This window comes from Bacillus sp. ABR (assembly GCF_056172715.1).
On the sequence record NZ_JAOYSL010000001.1, the window covers coordinates 701,969 to 724,169 of the forward strand.

25 protein-coding genes and 1 other RNA gene are annotated in these 22,201 nt (G+C 41.4%); 21 read left to right on the plus strand and 5 right to left on the minus strand.

The features are described from left to right. Positions 1–31: 31 nt before the first annotated feature. Positions 32–568, minus strand: coding sequence for a GbsR/MarR family transcriptional regulator (locus OIT90_RS03450; protein WP_024426065.1), 537 nt, complete (start codon positions 566–568; stop codon positions 32–34). 269 nt (positions 569–837) lie between these two features. On the opposite strand from OIT90_RS03450, the gene OIT90_RS03455 reads away from it, so the two are divergent. From OIT90_RS03455 to OIT90_RS03470, 4 genes are read left to right on the plus strand one after another with little or no spacing between them, the layout of a single operon-like run. Then, complete coding sequence (locus OIT90_RS03455; RefSeq protein WP_039181485.1) at positions 838–1,986, plus strand: betaine/proline/choline family ABC transporter ATP-binding protein; 1,149 nt, start codon at positions 838–840, stop codon at positions 1,984–1,986. Positions 1,987–1,999: 13 nt separating this feature from the next. Beyond that, positions 2,000–2,653 carry an ABC transporter permease gene (locus tag OIT90_RS03460; RefSeq protein ID WP_034280933.1) on the plus strand — a complete coding sequence of 218 codons (654 nt, stop codon included), beginning with the start codon at positions 2,000–2,002 and terminating at the stop codon, positions 2,651–2,653. 13 nt (positions 2,654–2,666) lie between these two features. After that, positions 2,667–3,584, plus strand: a complete 918-nt coding sequence (locus OIT90_RS03465; protein ID WP_039181479.1) for an osmoprotectant ABC transporter substrate-binding protein — start codon at positions 2,667–2,669, stop codon at positions 3,582–3,584. Between the two features lie 21 nt (positions 3,585–3,605). Further along, positions 3,606–4,295 (plus strand): ABC transporter permease, encoded by a 690-nt coding sequence (locus tag OIT90_RS03470; RefSeq protein ID WP_034280931.1) that lies wholly within the window; start codon positions 3,606–3,608, stop codon positions 4,293–4,295. An 80-nt stretch (positions 4,296–4,375) separates the two neighbouring features. Here the strand turns inward: OIT90_RS03470 and OIT90_RS03475 are convergent, their stop codons facing one another. The 3 genes from OIT90_RS03475 to OIT90_RS03485 all read right to left on the minus strand — a co-directional run bounded on the left by OIT90_RS03475 (position 4,376) and on the right by OIT90_RS03485 (position 5,714). Further along, positions 4,376–4,696, minus strand: a complete 321-nt coding sequence (locus tag OIT90_RS03475; RefSeq protein ID WP_474892250.1) for a winged helix-turn-helix transcriptional regulator — start codon at positions 4,694–4,696, stop codon at positions 4,376–4,378. Positions 4,697–4,777: 81 nt separating this feature from the next. Beyond that, positions 4,778–5,179 carry a helix-turn-helix domain-containing protein gene (locus tag OIT90_RS03480; RefSeq protein ID WP_039181476.1) on the minus strand — a complete coding sequence of 134 codons (402 nt, stop codon included), beginning with the start codon at positions 5,177–5,179 and terminating at the stop codon, positions 4,778–4,780. A 130-nt stretch (positions 5,180–5,309) separates the two neighbouring features. Continuing rightward, entirely contained in the window at positions 5,310–5,714 is a 405-nt protein-coding gene (locus OIT90_RS03485) for a helix-turn-helix domain-containing protein (protein ID WP_034660010.1), read from the minus strand. Positions 5,715–5,868: 154 nt separating this feature from the next. Between OIT90_RS03485 and OIT90_RS03490 the strand changes: the two genes are divergently transcribed. From OIT90_RS03490 to OIT90_RS03530, 9 genes are all read left to right on the plus strand, one after another. After that, complete coding sequence (locus tag OIT90_RS03490) at positions 5,869–6,102, plus strand: helix-turn-helix domain-containing protein (RefSeq protein WP_024719830.1); 234 nt, start codon at positions 5,869–5,871, stop codon at positions 6,100–6,102. 29 nt (positions 6,103–6,131) lie between these two features. Beyond that, positions 6,132–6,422 (plus strand): AbrB/MazE/SpoVT family DNA-binding domain-containing protein, encoded by a 291-nt coding sequence (locus tag OIT90_RS03495; RefSeq protein ID WP_047202977.1) that lies wholly within the window; start codon positions 6,132–6,134, stop codon positions 6,420–6,422. A gap of 186 nt (positions 6,423–6,608) precedes the next feature. Beyond that, on the plus strand, positions 6,609–6,842 hold the full coding sequence (gene secG, locus OIT90_RS03500; RefSeq protein ID WP_003212746.1) for a preprotein translocase subunit SecG: 234 nt from the start codon (positions 6,609–6,611) through the stop codon (positions 6,840–6,842). Positions 6,843–6,966: 124 nt separating this feature from the next. Next, positions 6,967–7,713: an alpha/beta hydrolase gene (locus tag OIT90_RS03505; protein WP_474892251.1), complete on the plus strand. Its 747-nt coding sequence runs from the start codon at positions 6,967–6,969 to the stop codon at positions 7,711–7,713. Positions 7,714–7,732: 19 nt separating this feature from the next. Further along, positions 7,733–10,075, plus strand: a complete 2,343-nt coding sequence (rnr, locus tag OIT90_RS03510; RefSeq protein WP_047202975.1) for a ribonuclease R — start codon at positions 7,733–7,735, stop codon at positions 10,073–10,075. Positions 10,076–10,214: 139 nt separating this feature from the next. Further along, positions 10,215–10,685: an SsrA-binding protein SmpB gene (smpB, locus tag OIT90_RS03515; protein ID WP_012011279.1), complete on the plus strand. Its 471-nt coding sequence runs from the start codon at positions 10,215–10,217 to the stop codon at positions 10,683–10,685. A 175-nt stretch (positions 10,686–10,860) separates the two neighbouring features. Next, positions 10,861–11,223: a transfer-messenger RNA gene (gene ssrA / locus OIT90_RS03520) on the plus strand. 298 nt (positions 11,224–11,521) lie between these two features. Next, positions 11,522–11,995 (plus strand): hypothetical protein, encoded by a 474-nt coding sequence (locus OIT90_RS03525; protein WP_039181448.1) that lies wholly within the window; start codon positions 11,522–11,524, stop codon positions 11,993–11,995. 7 nt (positions 11,996–12,002) lie between these two features. Continuing rightward, entirely contained in the window at positions 12,003–12,572 is a 570-nt protein-coding gene (locus OIT90_RS03530) for a hypothetical protein (RefSeq protein WP_039181445.1), read from the plus strand. A gap of 91 nt (positions 12,573–12,663) precedes the next feature. Here OIT90_RS03530 and OIT90_RS03535 read toward each other — a convergent pair whose 3' ends face one another. Further along, the gene (locus OIT90_RS03535) at positions 12,664–12,903 is read right to left on the minus strand and encodes a hypothetical protein (protein ID WP_039181442.1); all 240 of its coding nucleotides are present in this window, start codon (positions 12,901–12,903) and stop codon (positions 12,664–12,666) included. 239 nt (positions 12,904–13,142) lie between these two features. Here OIT90_RS03535 and OIT90_RS03540 point away from each other — a divergent pair, with 239 nt between their 5' ends. The 8 genes from OIT90_RS03540 to aspA all read left to right on the plus strand — a co-directional run bounded on the left by OIT90_RS03540 (position 13,143) and on the right by aspA (position 22,109). After that, positions 13,143–14,744: a histidine kinase N-terminal 7TM domain-containing diguanylate cyclase gene (locus tag OIT90_RS03540; RefSeq protein WP_099663689.1), complete on the plus strand. Its 1,602-nt coding sequence runs from the start codon at positions 13,143–13,145 to the stop codon at positions 14,742–14,744. Between the two features lie 260 nt (positions 14,745–15,004). Then, positions 15,005–15,460, plus strand: coding sequence for a DUF6376 family protein (locus OIT90_RS03545; protein WP_099663690.1), 456 nt, complete (start codon positions 15,005–15,007; stop codon positions 15,458–15,460). Between the two features lie 101 nt (positions 15,461–15,561). Then, positions 15,562–15,867, plus strand: a complete 306-nt coding sequence (locus tag OIT90_RS03550; protein WP_012011272.1) for a metal-sensing transcriptional repressor — start codon at positions 15,562–15,564, stop codon at positions 15,865–15,867. Between the two features lie 72 nt (positions 15,868–15,939). Then, entirely contained in the window at positions 15,940–16,146 is a 207-nt protein-coding gene (gene copZ / locus OIT90_RS03555; RefSeq protein ID WP_024423475.1) for a copper chaperone CopZ, read from the plus strand. Positions 16,147–16,429: 283 nt separating this feature from the next. Continuing rightward, the gene (locus tag OIT90_RS03560; protein ID WP_474892252.1) at positions 16,430–18,865 is read left to right on the plus strand and encodes a heavy metal translocating P-type ATPase; all 2,436 of its coding nucleotides are present in this window, start codon (positions 16,430–16,432) and stop codon (positions 18,863–18,865) included. After that, on the plus strand, positions 18,862–18,996 hold the full coding sequence (locus OIT90_RS03565; protein ID WP_257218418.1) for a hypothetical protein: 135 nt from the start codon (positions 18,862–18,864) through the stop codon (positions 18,994–18,996). Before OIT90_RS03560 ends, OIT90_RS03565 begins: the two co-directional genes overlap by 4 nt. Before the next feature lie 371 nt (positions 18,997–19,367). Next, on the plus strand, positions 19,368–20,645 hold the full coding sequence (locus OIT90_RS03570; protein ID WP_039181428.1) for a cation:dicarboxylate symporter family transporter: 1,278 nt from the start codon (positions 19,368–19,370) through the stop codon (positions 20,643–20,645). 18 nt (positions 20,646–20,663) lie between these two features. Continuing rightward, entirely contained in the window at positions 20,664–22,109 is a 1,446-nt protein-coding gene (aspA, locus tag OIT90_RS03575; protein WP_039181426.1) for an aspartate ammonia-lyase, read from the plus strand. Positions 22,110–22,201: the final 92 nt, after the last annotated feature.

Consider the following 22,201-nt stretch of genomic DNA (forward strand, 5'->3'; position numbering starts at 1 on the left):
TCTACAATGATGTAAAATAAAACAGCTTTTTTTAAGGTTTCGGCACATGCTTAAATACTTCTTCACTCTCAAAGAATTCAATTAAGCGGCTAATCCAATCATAGTAATCAAGACTTTCCTTGATTTCTGAAAGAAGCAGATTGATTTTATCCTCTGTCTCTTCTGGCAGGTCGTCCTGTTCAAGCAATTCCAGCAATTCCTTGCACGTTTTCTTATGTGCTTTGCGGTTTTTGCTGACAACTCGGGACCAATTGGCTGCAAACAAGGAAATAAACGTTTGGTATTGATCTTGCTCAACGTCATAAAGATCTTTACGTATTCCTTTTTCATAAACCTTTTCCGCAATATTCAAATCGAGCATTTCTCGAACGACTTGACTCATTCTCGTTTTGCTCATGCCTGTCGCCTCTGATAGCTCTCCAAGCGTCATTGGTTTACGGTTCATGTGAATGATACCAAGCACTCTACCTACTGTAGAAGAAAGACCAAAGGCATTCATGTTCTCGGCAGCTTTTTCAATATAATGATCCTGTGCTTTTTGAATGGCGCCTAACGCTTGCTTGTCCACTCCCCGATTCATCCCTTCACGACTGACAATTTGTAACACAATATATCATATACCTGTTTGTTGATGAAAACAATAAATATTGAGTATTTGCTCGTAATTTGGAGGAAAAAGGAGAGATCTCTATCTAGCAGGACATTAACTGAAAATTTTAAATAAATGTTATGCAATACAAACACATCATAAACTTTTTATTTTATAAAGTTTGCACTATAATAAATAAGGTGTAAATTTTCTGAAAATATTGATCCGACTAATTGGAGGTGTCTCATTTGCTGAAACTAGAGAATGTATCTAAGACGTATAAAGGCGGAAAAAAAGCTGTCAAAAATATTGATTTAGAAATAGCAAAAGGAGAATTTATTTGTTTTATTGGACCGAGTGGCTGTGGTAAGACAACAACCATGAAGATGATCAACCGACTCATCGAACCTTCCTCAGGAAACATCTTCATCGAGGGAGAAAATATTATGAAAAAAGATCCAGTTCAATTAAGAAGAGAAATTGGCTATGTAATTCAGCAAATTGGACTGTTCCCCCATATGACCATCGCACAAAACATTTCACTTGTTCCAAAGCTGTTAAAATGGCCGGAAGAAAAACGAAAAGAACGAGCACGTGAACTGCTGAAGCTTGTCGACATGGGACCAGAATATTTAGAACGCTACCCTCATGAACTCAGCGGAGGACAGCAGCAGCGCATCGGTGTTCTTCGCGCACTAGCAGCGGAACCCCCTCTGATCCTCATGGATGAACCGTTTGGCGCACTTGATCCAATCACTCGAGATTCATTGCAGGAAGAATTTAAGAAACTGCAAAAAACGTTAAATAAAACCATCGTATTCGTCACCCATGATATGGACGAAGCCATTAAACTAGCTGATCGAATTGTGATTTTAAAAGATGGAGAGATTGTCCAAGTAGGTACGCCTGACGATATTCTGCGGAACCCTGCCAATGAATTCGTAGAAGAATTCATCGGAAAAGAACGACTGCTTCAATCGAACCCGAACATGGAACGTGTAGAACAAATGATGAACACGTCACCAGTCACCATTACAGTTGAAAAAACATTAACAGATGCCATCTACATCATGAGAGAAAAGCGGGTCGATTCCTTGCTTGTAGTAGATGAACATCATGTGTTAAAAGGCTATATCGATATTGAAACAATCGATGCGAACCGCAGAAAAGCAGCTTTTGTTGGTGATATTTTAAATACAGAGTTCTATACCGTACAAGAAGGCGCACTTCTAAGAGACACTGTCCGGAAAATCTTAATACGCGGCATTAAATATGTACCGGTTGTGGATGCAGAAGGGCACTTAAAAGGCATTGTGACACGTGCAAGTCTTGTAGATGTTGTGTACGACTCCATTTGGGGAGACGATACGCCGGCGGCTGTCACTGAAATGAATTAAGGGAGGTGTACACATGGATCAAATCATCGACTTTCTAGAGAAAAATGGTGGGGAACTCCTCACAAAAATGTGGGAGCATTTATATATTTCCTTAATTGCTGTTGTGCTTGGTATTCTTGTTGCCGTTCCTTTAGGTGTGGTTCTCACACGAATGAAACGAGGCGCAGGCTTTATCATCGGTATCGTGAATATCTTTCAAACACTCCCTAGTTTAGCGATTCTTGCCTTTTTTATTCCTATTTTGGGGGTTGGGAAAATACCTGCAATCGTTGCTCTCTTTTTCTATTCGGTTTTACCTATTTTAAGAAATACGTATGCCGGGGTCCAAGGTGTGAACAAAAACTTGCTTGAATCCGGTAAAGGAATCGGGATGACAACATGGGAACAAATTCGTCTTGTTGAACTCCCGCTTGCTGTACCGGTCATTATGGCAGGTGTCAGAACGTCAACGATTTATTTAATTGGCTGGACAACACTTGCAGCCTTTATCGGTGGAGGCGGTCTAGGTGACTACATTTTGATTGGACTTCAGCTGTATCAGCCGGAATTTATTATTGCAGGTGCGATCCCAGTCACGATTTTAGCAGTCATCATCGACCTATCATTAATGAAGCTGGAGAAAAAAGTAACACCAGAAGGCTTAAAAGGATTGAAGGAAGTTTCATAAGGAGTTGGCTTATGTGAAGAATCGAAAAACAAAATGGATCAGTGCACTGCTTGCCGGATGCTTGCTATTGATAAGCGGCTGTTCACTTCCTGGACTAGCCGGCTCCTCAGGGGGCACGCTGCGAATCGGAGCACAAAACTTTACCGAATCAGAAATTATGGCCTATATGGTTGGCGATATGATCGAACATTACACAGATAAAAAGACAACCATTGTGAAAAACCTAGGCTCCAACACTGTGCAGCAGAAAGCAATGGAAAACGGAGACGTTGACATCTCTGCCACAAGATATTCAGGCACGGATTTAACAAGTACGCTTGGAATGGATGCAGAAAAAGACCCGGAGCGTGCGATGGAGATTGTCCAAAAAGAATTTAAGAAACGATATGATTACAAATGGTTTGATTCTTATGGGTTTGATAATACGTATGCCTTTGCCGTGACGCAGAAGATGGCGAAGGAAAACAAGTTAGAAACGGTTTCTGATTTGAAAAAGAATGCGAACAATTACCGTTTTGGTGTCGATAACGTATGGCTCAAAAAGAAAGGCGACGGCTATGAAGGGTTTGTGAAAACATACGGAATTAAATTTGGCAGCACATATCCGATGCAAATTGGTTTAGTCTATGATGCATTAAAAAATGAAAAAATGGATATTGTGCTTGCCTATTCTACAGATGGACGAATCAAGGCCTATAACCTTAAAATTTTAAAAGATGATAAACGTTTCTTCCCGCCATATGATGCATCGCCAGTAGTCCCGGAGAAAGTCTTAAAAGAAAATCCAGGGCTTAATAAGGTGATCAACAGGCTGATCGGAAAAATCGATACAGAACAAATGCAAGAGTTGAACTATCAAGTCGACGGCGAGCTTCAAGAACCAGCAACCGTTGCGAAGAATTTCCTGAAAAAACACAATTACTTTGAGTAAGATGGGGAGGTGTCACGGCTGATGGACACACTGCAGCAATTATGGACGTATTATCAGCAGAACGGTTCATATGTGTTAGAAGAATTTTATCGGCATTTTCTCATGTCGGCGTATGGGGTGTTGTTTGCGGCGATTGTCGGGATTCCAGTAGGCATCTTTGTGGCGCATTACCGCAAGCTGAGCAATTGGGTCTTCGCCATTACCAACGTCATTCAAACGATACCGGCATTAGCGATGCTTTCCGTGTTGATGCTTGTATTAGGACTTGGCGCAAATACAGTCATCCTATCACTCTTTTTGTATTCGCTTCTGCCGATCATCCGAAACACGTATACAGGCATTGTCAGCATTGAACATGCCTATTTAGAATCAGGTAAAGCGATGGGCATGACGAAATGGCAAGTGCTGAGAATGGTTGAATTACCGCTTGCTTTATCAGTCATTATGGCAGGTTTAAGAACCGCACTGGTCATTGCCATCGGTATTACAGCGATTGGAACATTTGTGGGCGCGGGAGGTCTTGGTGATATCATCATCAGAGGATCAAACGCCACAAACGGAACAGCCATCATTTTAGCAGGTGCGATCCCAACGGCACTCATGGCTATCATTGCTGACCTTGTCATGGGCTGGCTCGAACGCTATTTAAGCCCGACAAACAAGAAAAAAGAAAGAAAAGCGTTAGCTGAAAAAAACATCACATCTGCTTAAGCGGTTGAAAAGACAAAACCTCCCTTACATCTGTAAGGGAGGTTGTTTTATGATGATCAGGCAGTTCACATGCATGTATTTTATGATTCAAGCGTAATCCATTCAGAGGACCACTTCGCAATTTCTTCAAAAACGGGTGCAAGTGAACGCCCCATATCTGTTAAAGAATACTCTATGCGCACGGGTGTTTCAGCAAAAACCTCCCGTTTTACAATACCTGCTGCCTCCAGCTCTTTTAATCTCTCAGATAATACTCTTCCGCTTAAATTTGTCAGAGCCGCCTCAATTTCACTAAAGCGCTGCTGACCTGAGAGAAGCTGAAAAACAATCAGTGCCACCCAGCGTTTGCTCAATAACTCAACTGCTTTTTCAAACCGCGGGCACAAGTCAGATTGATTCATCTTCCTTCACTCCAATCTGAACCCATTATACCGTAAATCTGTCATAAATCGGCGCAAAAAGCTTGTCAATGATGAAAACATTTATGAGGACGACCGGCTGTTTAACATAAATAACAAATAGCGGTTGAGGTCCTCTATTTCTTTTTTCGAAAGGGTTGACCATATGTCACCATCAAATATTTCGAGATCATCAAGTTCGTATTTCGCTGCGGCTTCCTTTATTTTGGATAAAGCCAGATCCTCTTCCTTGATCTGATGGACAGGAGAGACTTCCTCAATATAGCCCGCAGCCTGCATCATGTCTTCATAAGGTACCTTTAACGCACCAGCTAGCTTTTTAATCGTAGGAGGTTTCGGAATGCCGCGTTTTCCGTTCTCAATACGAGAAATACCGGCAGCGCTGACCTCAGAATACATCGCTAATTGGTTCACTGACAGCTTCTTTTCTTCACGTAATGCTCTTAAATATGCACCAAAGTTCATCAACGCAAAACCTCACATGGTTATAGATTCGATATGTCTATTTTACTTGATTTGTTGACTATTGGCAATAAGTATACCATGAAAATATTGACATTAGTTAATGGTGGATGTACATTAGGTTTATGCCCCGCTATTTGTTCGCCTTTTTTTGGTTGATGAGCGTGAGAAAGTATTCATTCAGCTGGCTGATGTCTTGTGCGGAGAGCCTTTCCCATTTGTCCCCGTCAAAAATGGGAAGATGTTCTACATCCTTTTGAAGCGCCGTTTGATAGATTTTTAACATGGACTCATATTTCGGTTTCATTTCATGAACTTGTTCCTGTTCAATATGACCGGCAAGCAGCATTAAATCCTCATAAGGCACCTTCAAGGCGTGTGCTAATTTTTTTATGGTTAAAGGTTTTGGCACACCGCGCTTTCCATTTTCAATACGAGAAATACCAGCAGCGCTTACACCTGAATACATGGCAAGTTGATTGACCGACATTTTTCTATTTTCTCTTAAAATGCGTAATTGTTCACCAAAGTGATTCATGACATCGAACCTCACATTTCAGTATATGACTTATTTTAGTATGATCATTGACCAAAGGAAATAGCAGAGGGGTAAAAGTGTTGACATAAGTTAATGAATCTGCTTGATGTGAGAGCCTTACATGTTGTACATATTGATTCCATAGGAGGTTGTAATGATGGTCGAAAAGATTCAGATCAGGCGGGCTTTTGTCATGCAGTATATGATCGAGAACGATATGTCTTTAAATCAGCTCGCTGATGAAATTGGCATCTCTCCTGCCACACTTAGCAGGGTATTAAATGGTCACCGGAAACCAGGACAGCTTGTCATTGGCAAAATGATTCATTACTTTGATAAAAAATTTGAAGATCTATTTTACTATGAAAATGTTGACAAAAGTCAATGATTGATATCATCACCAAGGAGGAAATGTCATTGAAAAGGACTGGGATGGTCAGACAAATTGATTCTCTCGGCAGAATTGTTCTGCCCTCAGAAATGCGCAAGGTACTCAATATTAAAGAAGAGCAGCTGTTAGAAATTTTCATTGAAGATCAAACCATTATGCTGAAAAAATATGATGCAGATAAGAGCTGCCTGCTAACGGGACAAGTGACGAAGTACAACAAAAGCTATGGAAATGGAAGCGTGATGCTGAGTCCTGAAGGAGCTGAACGTTTGTTAGAAGAATTAAAACAGCTATTGAAGGAAGAAGCAACTCATTAAAAATGAGTTTTTAACCGAAAAATTGCATATAAAAATGCTGCAACCAGCACTTTGGAACGAAATTGTATCAAAATAACGAATCAAGTCGACAATATATAGGAAATCTTTATTTTGATGTTTCGTGACATGCACCTTGTTTTCATGTAAAATAAAGTTATGTGTACCAGTTTGTCTGGAGGTGTTTTCATGCACGCATTTGTTATCACATTACTCGTAATTGTCAGTATCGCACTTATCATCGTTGTATTACTACAATCAAGTAAAAGTGCTGGACTGTCAGGCGCTATTTCAGGTGGAGCCGAGCAGCTTTTCGGTAAACAAAAAGCGAGAGGCCTTGACTTGATTCTTCACCGATTAACGGTTATTTTGTCAGTGCTTTTCTTCATCTTAACACTTGCATTGGCATATTTAGGCGTGTAAAGCGCGAGTAACAGAAGGTCTGATTTTTTTTCAGACCTTTTTTTATTATCAGCACTCTTTTGTGTTTGTTTCATACATACAAGTGGAAAATATAAACCATATCAGAAGGAAAGGAAGTCACATCATGAAAGTTGTTACACCAAAACCATTCACATTTAAAGGTGGAGAAAAGGCGGTGCTTCTTCTTCACGGTTTTACTGGGAATACAGCCGATGTTCGAATGCTTGGTCGTTATTTGAACGAAAGAGGATATACATGCCATGGACCTCAATATAAAGGACACGGTGTGCCGCCAGAAGAGCTTGTCCATACAGGCCCGTCTGACTGGTGGAAAGATGTAGAAGAAGGCTATCAATTCTTAAAAGATGAGGGCTATGAGGAGATTGCGGTTTGCGGACTATCCCTCGGAGGAGTTTTTTCATTGAAATTAGGTTACACTGTACCTGTAAAGGGAATTGTACCTATGTGTGCACCTATGTACATAAAAAGTGAAGAAGTCATGTATCAGGGTGTACTAGATTATGCCCGTAACTATAAAAAATTCGAGGGTAAGTCTGAGGATCAAATTGAGCAAGAGATGGAAGAGTTCAAGAAAACACCAATGGGTACGCTCAAAGGCCTGCAAGAACTCATTGCAGATGTCAGAAACAATGTTGACATGATTTATTCACCTACTTTTGTTGTTCAGGCACGTCATGATCATATGATTAATACAGACAGTGCAAACATTATTTATAACGAAGTAGAGACAGATGAAAAACATTTAAAGTGGTATGAAGAATCGGGCCATGTTATCACGCTTGATAAAGAGCGGGAGAAGGTTCATCAGGATGTATATGCATTCTTAGAATCACTCGCTTGGTCAATTTAAATATATAGGGGGTTAGAGTGTGCAAAAAGAAGAATTTATGGATGAATTACTTGCGTTTATGCAAGAAGAGGCGTACAAACCATTAACGGTACAGGAATTAGAAGTCATGATGGAAATTACCAATCCAGATGATTATAAAGAGCTCGTCAAAGCACTTGTGATATTAGAGGATCAGGGACTTATCGTCCGTACCCGCAGCGACCGCTATGGTGTACCGGAAAAAATGAACTTGGTAAAAGGAAAGCTGTCTGCTCATGCAAAAGGATTTGCATTTGTGACGCCTGAAGAGTTTGGACAGGATGATATTTTCATTCCGCCAAATGAGTTAGGCACAGCGATGAATGGCGATACCGTCATGGTTCGTGTCAGCCACAAATCAAACGGCACGAAAAAAGAAGGAACTGTCATCCGCATTCTGGAGCGCAATACTCAGACGGTTGTCGGTACCTATACTGAAACGAAAAGCTTTGGCTTTGTTATTCCTGATGATAAAAAAATCACAAATGATATCTTCATTCCGAAATCCGCTAAAAATGGAGCGGTCGAAGGTCATAAAGTCGTTGTGACGCTGACAAGCTACCCTGAAGGAAGAATGAGTGCAGAGGGTGAAGTGACTGAAATCCTTGGTCATAAAAATGACCCTGGCATTGATATTTTGTCGATCATTCATAAGCACGGTCTGCCAGGTGAGTTCCCAGAAGAAGCGCTTCAGCAGGCAGCGGACACACCGGAAACGATTGATGAAAAGGACCTTGAAGGCAGACGCGACTTGCGCAATGAAACGATTGTGACGATTGACGGTGCAGATGCGAAGGACTTAGATGATGCCGTAACTGTGCAAAAGCTGGAGGATGGCAAATATAAGCTTGGCGTGCACATTGCAGACGTTTCTCATTATGTTACAGAGAATTCCCCGATTGATCAGGAAGCTTATGAACGTGGAACGAGTGTGTATCTCGTCGACCGCGTCATTCCGATGATTCCGCATCGTTTGTCAAACGGTATTTGTTCATTAAATCCAAAGGTCGATCGTCTCACACTGTCTTGTGAAATGGTCATTGATCGAAACGGAAAAGTCGTCAAACACGAGATTTTCCAAAGTGTGATCAAAACGACAGAAAGAATGACCTATTCCGATGTAAATAAGATTTTAGTCGACCAAGACGAAGAGCTTCTAAACAAATATGAGCCGCTTGTTCCGATGTTCCAAGAGATGGAGAAGCTTGCAGAGATTCTACGTGACAAACGAATGGAGCGCGGAGCTGTAGACTTTGATTTCAAGGAAGCAAAAGTACTTGTAGATGATGAAGGAGCAGCGAAAGACGTTGTCATTCGTGAGCGTTCCGTTGCAGAGAAATTAATTGAAGAATTCATGCTTGTTGCAAACGAAACGGTTGCAGAGCATTTCCACTGGATGAATGTTCCGTTCATTTACCGAATTCACGAAGAACCAAATCCAGAGAAACTTCAGCGCTTTTTAGAGTTCGTGACGACGTTTGGTTACATTGTAAAAGGAACGTCAACGAATATTCACCCGCGCGCACTTCAAAGTGTCCTCGATGCTGTCAGGGATCAACCAGAAGAAGTCGTCATTCAAACCGTGATGCTTCGTTCTATGAAACAGGCAAAGTATGATCCAGAAAGCATTGGCCATTTTGGATTATCAACGGAATTCTATACACACTTCACATCACCGATCCGACGTTACCCGGATTTAATCGTGCATAGACTGATTAGAACCTATTTGATTCAGAAAAAGACAGATGAAGCGACCCTAGAAAAGTGGGGCCAGCTGCTGCCTGAAATCGCAGATCATGCATCTACGATGGAGCGCCGCTCAGTCGATGCAGAGCGTGAAACAGATGATCTGAAGAAGGCAGAGTTTATGCTAGATAAAATCGGTGAAGAGTTTGATGGCATGATTAGTTCCGTGACGAATTTTGGACTATTCGTTGAACTGCCAAATACGATAGAAGGTCTTGTCCATGTCAGCTACATGACTGACGACTATTATCGCTTTGATGAGCAGCACTTTGCCATGATCGGTGAACGTACAGGAAATGTCTACCGAATCGGTGATGAAATCACTGTCAAAGTTGTGAATGTCAATAAAGATGAGCACTCGATTGATTTTGAAATCGTAGGTATGAAGGGCACGCGCCGTAAATCACCAAAAGATTTCAAGTTCAAAAAACGGACAGATCCACCAGCGAAAAAAGGGCGTGGAGGTCAAAAAGCCTCTGGGGAAAAAGGCAAAGAGGATAAAAGCGGAAGTGACTGGTTCACAAGCCGTAAGAAGAAAAAAAAGAAAAAACGCGTATTTGAAAACGCACCGAAACAAAAACGCAAAAAGAAAAAGTAACGTGCCAAAAAGCAAATAGGGCATCACGCTCTATTTGCTTTTTGACCACATGGCGTCAGCATTGTCGAAAGGTGGATTGTTTGATAAAATAATCCGTACGATTTGGACCGTGTTTGTGTCAAAAGGAGGGTGTACGCCAATGCCAAAGGGAGAGGGAAAGGTTGTTTCCCAAAACAAAAAAGCAAATCATGATTACTTTATAGAAGAAACTTACGAAGCCGGCCTTGTATTACAAGGAACTGAAATCAAATCGATTCGTGCTGGAAAAGTGAATTTAAAAGATTCCTTTGCCAAAATCGAGCGAGGAGAAGTGTTTCTTCACAATATGCACGTGAGCCCATACGAACAGGGGAACCGTTATAACCATGATCCGCTGAGAACGAGAAAGCTGCTGCTTCATCGCAAGCAAATCAGCAAATTGATTGGTGCGACAAAGGAAGAAGGCTACTCACTTGTGCCTCTGAAACTATATTTGAAAAATGGCTTTGCAAAAGTGCTGATTGGAATTGGGAAAGGGAAGAAGAAATACGATAAACGTGAAGATCTGAAGAAAAAAGATGCAAAACGTGAAATCGAACGTGCCTTCCGCGATCGTCAAAAGCAATTCTAGCCTGATGCAGATGGCTTGCTGAGAGCGGAAGCATTATGCTACAATATGTTATGCAGTAAACAATCAACGCTGTTTTGACAGAAACCACCAGTTGTTTCGAACAGTGAGATTGTTATAATAGTTATATACGGAAGCAGTGAAGCTGAACTTCCATCCCGTATATCCCTTTTTACAAGGGGACGTTACGGATTCGACAGGGATGGTTCGAGCTTAGGCTGCGAGCCGAGAGGCGATCTCGTTAACACGCACTTAAATGTAACTGGCAAAACTAAAAGTTTTAACCAAAACTTAGCACTAGCTGCCTAATAAGCGCAGCGAGCTCTTCCTGACATCGCCTATGTGTCTGTGAGGAGCCCAATGAAGTAGGCTACGCTTACGTTTCCGTCTGAGGACGTAAGAAGAGATCCATCAGACTAGCTCTCCAAGCGCCCGTCAGCAGGCATGAGGATGAGTGAACACAAAATATGTTGACTACGCTCGTAGACGCTTAAGTAATCGATGTCTCTGGACGTGGGTTCGACTCCCACCGTCTCCATCAAAACTTTTAGAATGCAGTCGTATCAAGGGTTTGAAAGCTCTTGATGCGGGACTGGCAACATGAAAATTGAGATTAAATACAAGAAGACGCTATTGATAGCGTCTTTTTTTTATGCTTTTTATAATTTTTTAACAGAAAAGCCAAATGAGGATCTATTTACTAATAAATTGAATGAATAGCTAAATATAACTACTATTTAACCGATGAAATGTAGGAATGTTACACCATATACAAGTGGCAATTTCATTAAATTTAAAGCTTGAAAATAACAGCAGGAATGCAGAAGGAGTTTATCTTAGTGAACAAAGTAAAGACTAAATCACTATTCGCAACGATGATCATGCTTGCTGTGCTGATGGTATTCGGTACAGCGTGCAGCAACCAAAAAGCAGAAAAAGAATATGCCGAGTGGTATGAGAACTACAGAAGTGATATCGAAGACACAATGCTCGTGTTTGCTAAAAAGATGGTGGCCATTGATGCAGGTAATGATGAATGGCTTGGATCTGTCGAGAAGTCACTTTTTGATGTACAAAAAGTCATTGATGAGGGTAATGAAAAGAAAAACGTTCCTGGTGCTTATAAAAAAGCACATGAGTATTTGCTAAAAGCAAACAAAGGATATCAATATGCCGTAGAAGAAACACCGAAAGCACTTGAAAATCTTGATCTTGAATCATTGGATAACATTTCGAAAAGTCTCGACAAAGCATACGATCAAACAGCCAAAGCCGATGACGAAGTAGAAAAAGTCTCAAAGGATAAGGAGTAATTCACACATGAAGACAAATAAAAGGACAATGATTTCAGTATTTCTTCTAGTATTTACATTGATGATGAGCACAGCATGCGGTAAAAATGAAGCAGCAAACGGTTCATCGTCAAATAAAACGCCGGCAAAACAAGAAAAAATTGAAAAGATGACCGATAAAGAATATGCTGCATGGTATAAGGGGTATTTAAAACGTTTTGAAGATAGAATTATGCCTTTCTTTTTTTCATTAGTTCCAATGGATAATGTTTATGATAAAGAATGGGCTAGTGAACTTGAGAAGAAAATTGATAGCCTGCGAGAATTACTTAGCGAAGCCAAAGAAAACGAAAACAAAGTTCCTGATACGTATAAAAAAGTAAATAGTTACTTAGTAAAAACAGATGACAAATTAGAACCGGTCTTCAAAGATATCATAAAGGTTACAAAGCAAGATAAGGTCGTTGATGATGATTTGAATTTCATAGATTCTAGAATGAAGAAAGCATTAGAAGAGATGGTTCTTGCAAAAACAGAAGTTAGTAAAATTGAAGATGAGAAAGCTAAAGATACACCAAAGGACAAATCAAAATCTTGATTTTAAAAAATGATGCTGGAACTTTTTAAGGGAGATACACCGAACTTGGATCACAACAGAAAAAGAGATGCCACATCTGGCATCTCTTTTCTTATGTACGGTTTCTCATAGAAGACACCAACAACCGAACAAACAAAGGAAAAACGACAACCACCGCAAACATCATCAAAAATTCATCTGACACAAGTTCCACAAATGTTGTCTGAATCACATAAATCGCAATCAGCAGCAAGTAACTGATCAAAAATAATAATCCAGAACTTCTCTTTTCAAACGGTTTTTCCAAAAGAATCAGCAGAAACAGCCCCATCATGATGATCCAAAAAGTCATATTCCTTTCGAGTCTCCTCTCCATTGATCCCCACATTGTACATATATTTTTCTTGGCGCAACATACTTCTCCCTCAATTTAAGCAAAAAGTAGTGAAAATATAAGGGGGCACGAACAGGTAACGCCTGAAAATTTACAAAAAACCTCCAACCAATTCAAAATCACATCTTCCCATTTGTGACGTCCTCATATATAGTAAGATTAGACTAGTTCTAAATGACTGAAATTGGGGCGTTTACATGGATTCGATTGTTTTACATTTTATTGTGATCATGAGTGTTTCTGGCATTCTGTCCGTGATATTATCAATCATTGCTCATGCAAACCGCCATCGGTATATTGGCTGTCAATTGTTTATGTACATGTCTGGAGCAACTGCGATTTATATCTTTGGGCATACGTTTGAATTATTGGCTCGTACCCCTGGAGAAATCATGTTCTGGGTTTGTTTTCAATACATAGGTCTTCCGTTTATCGCACCGCTCAGTCTGCTGATTGTGCTGCAATTTACGGGGTTCCATCAATATTTCACAAAGCGCCGCGTGCTTCTCATCTTATTGATTCCAACTCTCACAACCATTTTGGTGTTCACCAACTCTTTACATTCGCTCTTTTATCGAGACATCACGATAAATCCAGTAGATGGTTTTTTATTGGCTGATTTTACGATTGGCTATTGGTATATCATCCATGGCGTTTATACGTTTGGCTGTTCGATGCTCGCTATTTTTATGCTGGTTTGGTTTTTACGTGTCACAAAAAAAGAATATTTAAAGCAGATTCTGATACTGTTAGTGGGAATGTTATTACCCATTATGACTTCTTTTATCTATTTATTAGGCGTCACTCCTTTTCATATTGATCCGGTCCCTGTGGTGATGTTTTTGACTAACGCACTCTATCTATGGGCGATTATGTCGTTTCAGCTCTTTAAAATCTCTCCCATTGCAATGGAGCGTGTGTTTGAGCATATGTCTGAAGGGGTTCTGATTTTAGATCGATATCGGACACTCATTGATTACAACCCCGCTGCAGCATCGATCATTCCGACACTTGCGAATAAAAAGGGAATTGGCTATAAAGTCGACGATATTTTCTCAGGGATCATCAAAGATTCAGCGTTCATTCAGTGGCTGCGCTCTCCGCAGGATCATTCGCAATATGATCTAATGTGGAAAAAGGAAAAAGACCAGTCCTGCTATTATCATCTGACCGCTTCGTCTCTATTTAATAAAAGAGGAGAGATCGAGGGCAGGCAAATAGTCATCAGTGATGTAACAGAGCAGCGTTTGCTGCAGGAAGAGCTGGAACGTCGTGCGTATATCGATGGTTTGACGAATATATTCAATCGTTCTTCTTTCATCGAACGAACGCAGCTGATTTTGGAAGAGGATGCGCAGGATACGGCGGTTATGCTGTTTGATATTGATTTCTTTAAACAAATTAATGACACACACGGACATCATATTGGAGATGAAGCGCTGCGTCATGTTGTCTCTATTTGTCAGGAGCATTTACAAATGGATGATTTATTTGGACGATATGGGGGAGAAGAGTTTGCGATTTGTCTGCCTCATCAGTCATTTAAAGAGGCATGTCATATCGCGGAACAAATAAGACATTCGTTTGAAGCGAGTTTCTTTACGAATGATGAGGAAAAAGTTCGAGTGACAGCGAGCTTTGGAATTGCTCATACAGCCAATGATCCTTGTGTATTAGAAACACTTCTATTTGAAGCGGATCAGGCCTTGTATATGTCAAAACGCCAAGGACGGAACCGGATTTATGCATCAACTGGAAAGGGTCATGTGCTATATCAAGAGCAGGACCTCCCGAATTGACTGTTGTCCCGACATTCGATATGATAAACATAACATTTGAACGGTTTCCTAAAGGGGAGTAGCTTTTACGGTCTGGTCGTCATTACAGAAACATTCGTTGTTTCTCGGTCATTCCGGCATGAACAATGTTAGCCAGACCTTTGCCTATCACACATGAGGCAAAGGTCTGGCTATTTTTAAGGTCTTTTTGCATCTGTGTGATATAGAGGGAAGCGGAACAAATGATGCTTTTAATCCTACAGATGAAAGGATGATCGATCTTGAAAAAATATGTGATGGCTTTCCTATTTTCCGGAACGCTTGTATTAAGCGGGTGCTCCGGCTTGCTTGATCAGGTCAACGATACAACGACATATGTCACTGAGGCAAATGACTATGTGACAGACATTCAGCAATTTACAGAGGACTTTCCAAAACTCGCTGAAGAAGCTGTGCAAAATGCCGCCAAAAAAGCAGAATTAACGCAGCAGCTTGAATCATTGAAGGCAGATATTCAAGATTTTAATGAAGTCACAGCGCCAAAAATGGCAAAAGACCTGCATGCACAAATCATTGAAAAAAATAAAGTGCTGTCAGAGGAAATCCAAACATATTTACAGCAATTGGAAGCAGGCGATATCGATGCTGCCTCCATACTGGAGGATCAGCAGGGATTGATGAAACAGCTTCAACAATCCGTCAATCTTTTGCAGGATATCGAACAATTAACAAATTAGGACAAACATAGCTTTATATGCCGCATATCTTTGCCTTTTCCGGTGGAGATATGCTTTAATTTAAGTAATGACAAGTCATAATAGAAAAAAGGTGATCACACATGACAGAACATGAAGAACGACATATGGCTTCGCCAAGAGCCGAGAAGGAAAAAGATCAATTGATCAATCGTTTGAAACGAGTGGAAGGACAAGTTCGCGGGATTCAGCAAATGATTGAAAACGATCGTTACTGTATAGATGTTGTGAATCAAATTTCCGCAGTCAATGCGGCTTTGAAAAAAGTCAGTCTGCATTTGATGGAAAAGCATACACATCATTGCGTAGCAGATGCTATCAAGAGCGGCAATGGGGATGAAGCCATTGAAGAGTTAATGACGGTCTTTACGAAACTGACAAAATCGTAGCATTTATGTTTACATTGATACCCTACTAGGGTATAGTAAGTTGTAGAAAATGATTGATGGAGGCGATGAGAAGTGGAACAAGCAACACTTCAAGTGCAGGGCATGTCTTGTGGACATTGCGTGAAAGCAGTCGAAGGAAATGTAGGAGAATTAGCAGGTGTTGAATCTGTGAAAGTCCATTTAGACAAAGGACAGGTGGAGGTTTCATTTCACCCGGATCAAGTCACATTACACCGTATCTCTGATGTGATTGAAGAACAGGGATATGATGTCGTATAAATGAACATACGTGCTGCATGACAGCACGTCTCAGCGTGTAGACAAACCCTTGCATTCGTTGTCAGTCCTGCGTGCCGGTGCTCACGAATGTCAAATTCGCTCCGCGCCGGTACTCGTCCTTTCTAGACTGCAAAGGTTTTCTATCACGCTGAAAAGAAGGAAGACAAAGGGGTAAAATAAAGATCATTTTAACCCTTTGTCACAATCTGATACGTGCTGCATGACAGCACGTCTTTTTTTAAAAAAATAATACCCCCATGGAGTATGTGGAGAGGTGAGATCAATGAAAAAGGAAATTGATTTTCAAATTACGGGGATGACCTGTGCTGCCTGTGCAAACCGCATAGAAAAGGGATTGAACAGGCTGGAAGGTGTGGAGGACGCCAGTGTGAATTTGGCGCTTGAAACTTCCCATATTGTCTACGAAACGGAGCAGCTAACACCAGATGATTTGAAGCGAAAAGTTCAAGCTCTTGGTTACGATGTGGTGATAGAGAAAGCAGAATTTGATATAGAGGGAATGACTTGTGCGGCTTGTGCAAACCGAATCGAGAAAAAAATTAACCGAATGGACGGTGTCGATCACGGGTCTGTAAACTTTGCGCTAGAGACACTTCAGGTCACATATCATCCGGGCCAAACGTCTACAAATGATATAAAAGATGCAGTGCAGTCTATAGGGTATTCTTTAATTGAACCAGACGTAGATCAAGCAGAGGGAGGAAAAAAAGATCACCGCCAAGCAGCAATAGAGAAGCAGACGGCACGCTTTTTATTCTCAATGATTTTGTCACTGCCGCTTCTTTGGGCAATGGTCAGCCATTTTTCTTTCACATCCTTTATATGGCTGCCTGAAGCGTTCATGAATCCATGGGTTCAGCTGGCGTTAGCAGCGCCTGTGCAGTTTATTGTCGGCTGGCCATTTTATGTAGGCGCGTATAAGGCTTTAAGAAATAAAAGCGCCAATATGGATGTTCTTGTCGCACTTGGGACATCTGCCGCGTTTTTCTATAGTTTATATGAAAGCATCCAGTCAGCGATTCGAGGCACACATGAGGCAGCCCTCTATTATGAAACAAGTGCTGTCCTCATTACGTTGATCGTGCTCGGAAAATTAATGGAAGCAAGAGCAAAAGGAAGATCATCAGAAGCGATTCAAAAACTGATGGGCTTACAAGCGAAAGAAGCGGTTATCGAGCGAGATGGCAAACAGATGACTGTGCCTATTTCTGACGTGAAAGTGAATGATCTTGTGTTTGTCAAACCAGGTGAAAAAGTGCCGGTAGATGGAGAGATCATAGAGGGGACAACCGCAATAGATGAGTCCATGATTACAGGAGAAAGCCTACCAGTTGATAAAACCGCAGGAGATATGGTCATCGGAGCAACGATCAATAAAAATGGATTTATGAAAATAAAAGCGACAAAAGTCGGAAAAGAGACGGCGCTTTCCCAGATTATCCGAGTCGTAGAACAAGCGCAGGGCTCAAAAGCACCGATTCAAAGAATGGCAGATCAAATATCAGGGATATTTGTGCCCATCGTTGTAGGAATTGCTGTGCTCACATTCCTCATATGGTTTTTCTTTGTCGACCCTGGGAATGTGACGTCAGCACTTGAAACCTTTATAGCCGTCATTGTTATCGCATGTCCATGTGCGCTCGGACTTGCTACACCTACCTCTATTATGGCTGGCAGCGGCCGTGCGGCTGAATCAGGCATTCTGTTTAAAGGCGGAGAGCATTTAGAAGTGACTCAATCACTCGACACGGTGGTGTTAGATAAAACAGGAACTGTGACAAAAGGGGAGCCGAGTCTGACAGATGTGTTGGCATATGCGAATTGGACAGAAGATGCGGTGCTGCAACTAGCAGGATCGGCAGAACAGCAGTCGGAACACCCGCTTGCCCGGGCGATCACAGACGGTATGAAGGAACAAGGTCTTGAAATGGTCGAGGTTGAAGCGTTCCAAGCAGATCCAGGTCATGGAATTGAAGCAAAGGCAGCAGGACACAAACTTTTAATTGGAACGCGTAAGCTATTACAGAAACATCATATCCCATATGATCAAGTCGAATCATCCGTCACAACGCTGGAGGAGCAAGGAAAAACGGCTATGCTTGTCGCGATTGACGGCGAAGTCGCTGGCATTGTCGCGGTCGCAGATACGATCAAATCATCCTCTCCTCAAGCCATCGCTCGTCTGAAAGAGCAGGGGATTCACGTTGTGATGATGACAGGTGATAATAAACTAACAGCAGAGGCGATTGCGGAACAGGCGGGCATTGATCATGTCATTGCTGAAGTACTGCCTGAAGAAAAAGCGGCTCATATTGCAGCGCTTCAGAAACAAGGAAAAAAAGTCGCCATGGTTGGAGATGGTATCAATGATGCCCCAGCTCTTGCAACAGCGAATATTGGGATGGCTGTGGGAACAGGGACAGACGTTGCCATGGAAGCAGCAGATATTACGCTCATGACAGGAGATCTTCATGCGATTGCAGATGCGCTGGAATTTAGTAAAAAAACAATGAGAAACATTAAGCAAAATTTATTTTGGGCGCTTGCCTATAACTGTATTGGGATACCGATCGCTGCATTTGGTTTCCTTGCGCCATGGCTTGCAGGAGCGGCAATGGCCTTTAGCTCCGTGTCCGTTGTGCTGAATGCGCTCAGATTGCAGCGATTGAAGCCAGTCAGAGAAGGAGTGGCAGAATGAAGATGAATGTCAAATGGGTTTGGACGATTAGTGCATTGTTCTACGTTGTTCTTGTCCTCATTGGATATGCGATGTACGATAGATTTTCTACACAACAAGATACACCAAGTGAACAGATGCAAAATCATTAAGACTTCGCCAAAAGCGAAGTCCCAGCGTGTAGACAAACCCTCGCATTCTTTGTCAGGTCTGTGCGCCAGTGCTCACGAATGTCCATTCGCTCCGCGCTGGTGCTCGCTCTTCCTAGACTTCAAAGGTTTTCTATCACGCTGAAAAGAAGACAACGTGCTAAAACAAAATCATTTTAGCACGTTGTCTATATTCTAAGACTTCGCCAAAAGCGAAGTCTTTTTTTAACAATATTGTGGAAAAACCCACCTTTTTAAAGATTTTTCATAAAAAATTCACTTCTTTTTGTTCCTTTTTGTCGTTTTTTGTAGGTTCGTCGTTAAGATGCGATTAAGCAACAAAGAAAGCGTTATCAAAAAAAGGGGGTTCACGTATGAAAAAGTTAGGGTTAGCTTCTCAAATACTCATTGCACTTGTTCTGGGTGTTGTCGTGGGAGCGCTGTTTTATCAAAATGAAACCGTTATTAATGTGTTAACGCCGATTGGCGATATATTCATCCATTTAATTAAAATGATCGTTCTTCCAATTGTTATTGCTGCATTGATTGTAGCAGTTGCAGGTGTAGGCGATATGAAAACGATCGGAAGACTCGGCGGAAAGACCATTCTTTACTTCGAGATTGTGACAACTATTGCATTAGCAGTTGGACTGCTTGCAGCAAACGTCTTCCATCCTGGTACAGGAATTGATATGAGCAACATGGAGAAAGGCGATATCTCTAAATATGAAGAGACATCTAAGGCTTCTTCTGAAAAAGCGACTTTCTCTGAAACGTTGGTTCATCTTGTACCAACAAACGTTTTCCAATCTATTGCAGAAGGTGATCTATTACCAACCATCTTCTTTACAGTCTTATTCGGATTAGGAATTGCCGCAGTAGGAGATAAAGGAAAACCAGTATTAGGATTCTTTGAGGGTATACTCGAAGCCATGTTCTGGGTGACCAATAAAGTGATGAAGTTTGCACCATTTGGTGTATTCGCGCTCATCAGTGTGACGGTGATCAAATTCGGGGTCGGAGCGCTTCTCCCGCTAGGTAAACTGGTACTTGTCGTTTACGGTACAATGGCATTCTTCGTCATTGTTGTACTTGGCATTATTGCTAAAATGGCTGGAACAAGCGTCTTTACACTATTTAGAGTATTAAAAGAAGAAATCATTCTTGCATTCTCAACAGCAAGTTCAGAAGCTGTACTGCCTAGATTAATGGACAAAATGGAGAAGTTCGGCTGCCCGAAAGCGATCACGTCGTTCGTTATTCCAACAGGCTATACCTTTAACCTAGATGGAAGTGCTATCTATCAATCCATTGCTGCGATATTTGTTGCACAAATGTACGGCATGCCGCTTTCCATCTATGAGCAAATTACGTTACTATTAATTTTAATGCTGACATCTAAAGGAATGGCTGGTGTACCAGGTGCATCGATCGTTGTTGTCATCACAACTCTTGGTGCTATGGGACTGCCGCTTGAAGGACTTGCCTTCATCGTTGGGATCGACCGACTTCTTGACATGGTTCGTACAACAGTGAACGTATTTGGTAACTCACTTGCAGCCATTGTCATGTCTAAGTGGGAAAAAGTATTTGATCAAGAGAAATCGAAGAAGTATATTGAGGAATTGAAACAACAAACAAAAGCAGCGTAAAAAAGGAGATCTTTTCAAATGACGAAGCTACAGGACAAGCAAGTTCGAATCGAACGAGACTTTCTAGGTGAAAAGGAAGTAGACACTCAAGCATATTATGGAATTCAAACATTACGTGCAGTGGAGAACTTTCCAATTACAGGCTACCGTATTCATGAGGAACTCATCAAAGCATTAGGGATTGTCAAAAAGGCAGCCGCACTTGCAAATATGGATACACAGCGACTATATTCTGGCCTTGGAGAAAAAATTGTTGAAGCGGCAGATGAGGTCATCGAAGGAAAATGGAACAATCAATTTATTGTCGATCCAATTCAAGGCGGGGCTGGCACTTCAATGAATATGAATGCCAATGAAGTCATTGCAAACAGAGCGCTTGAACTACTAGGAAAGGAAAAAGGCGCTTATACTGAGCTAAGTCCAAACACGCATGTGAACATGTCGCAGTCAACAAACGACGTTTTCCCAACAGCGATTCATATTTCAACATTGAATATGATTGAAAAACTACTTTATACGATGGAAAACATGCATCAAGTCATGACTGAAAAAGCGCAGGAATTCGATCATGTCATCAAAATGGGACGTACGCATCTTCAGGACGCTGTTCCAATCAGACTTGGACAAGAGTTTAGTGCGTATGCAAAAGTTCTTGCTCGTGATATTAAACGTATCAAGCAGTCTAGACAGCATTTATATGAAGTCAATATGGGTGCAACAGCAGTCGGAACTGGATTGAATGCAGATCCTAAATATATTCGCCAAGTGGTTGGCTATCTATCTGACATTAGCGGATTACCGTTAGTTGGTGCTGAAGATTTAGTCGATGCAACGCAAAATACAGATGCTTATACAGAAGTATCTGCTGCGCTTAAAGTATGTATGATGAACATGTCCAAAATGGCGAACGATATTCGTCTGATGGCTTCTGGTCCAAGAGCAGGCTTTGGTGAGCTGCACTTGCCGCCGAGACAGCCAGGTTCATCTATCATGCCAGGGAAAGTCAATCCAGTTATGCCTGAGGTCATGAACCAAGTGGCTTTCCAAGTCATTGGGAACGATCACACAATCTGTCTTGCATCAGAGGCTGGCCAGCTTGAACTGAACGTTATGGAACCAGTGTTGGTGTTCAACCTGCTTCAATCTCTCAGCATGATGAAAAATGTATTCGAGTCCTTCGTGGACAACTGCTTGCGTGACCTAAAAGCAGATGAATCTAGATTAAAAGAATATGTAGAAAAGAGTGCCGGTGTCATGACGGCGGTGAACCCGCATATTGGTTATGAAGCGGCTGCACGAATTGCAAGAGAAGCCATTCTTACAGGCGCATCTGTACGTGAGCTTTGTCTGCAAAATGATGTGTTAACAGAGGAAGAGCTTGATGTCATCTTAAATCCTTTTGAAATGACAAAACCAGGTATTGCTGGCGCATCACTTTTAGAAAAAGATCGTTTAGAAGATTAAGCGGCATCATGAGAAGCGCACACCGGCAAAGTTCCGGTGTGCGCTTTTTCATGAAGGTTTGTTTTTCTTTAGCTCACATAGTATACTATCGT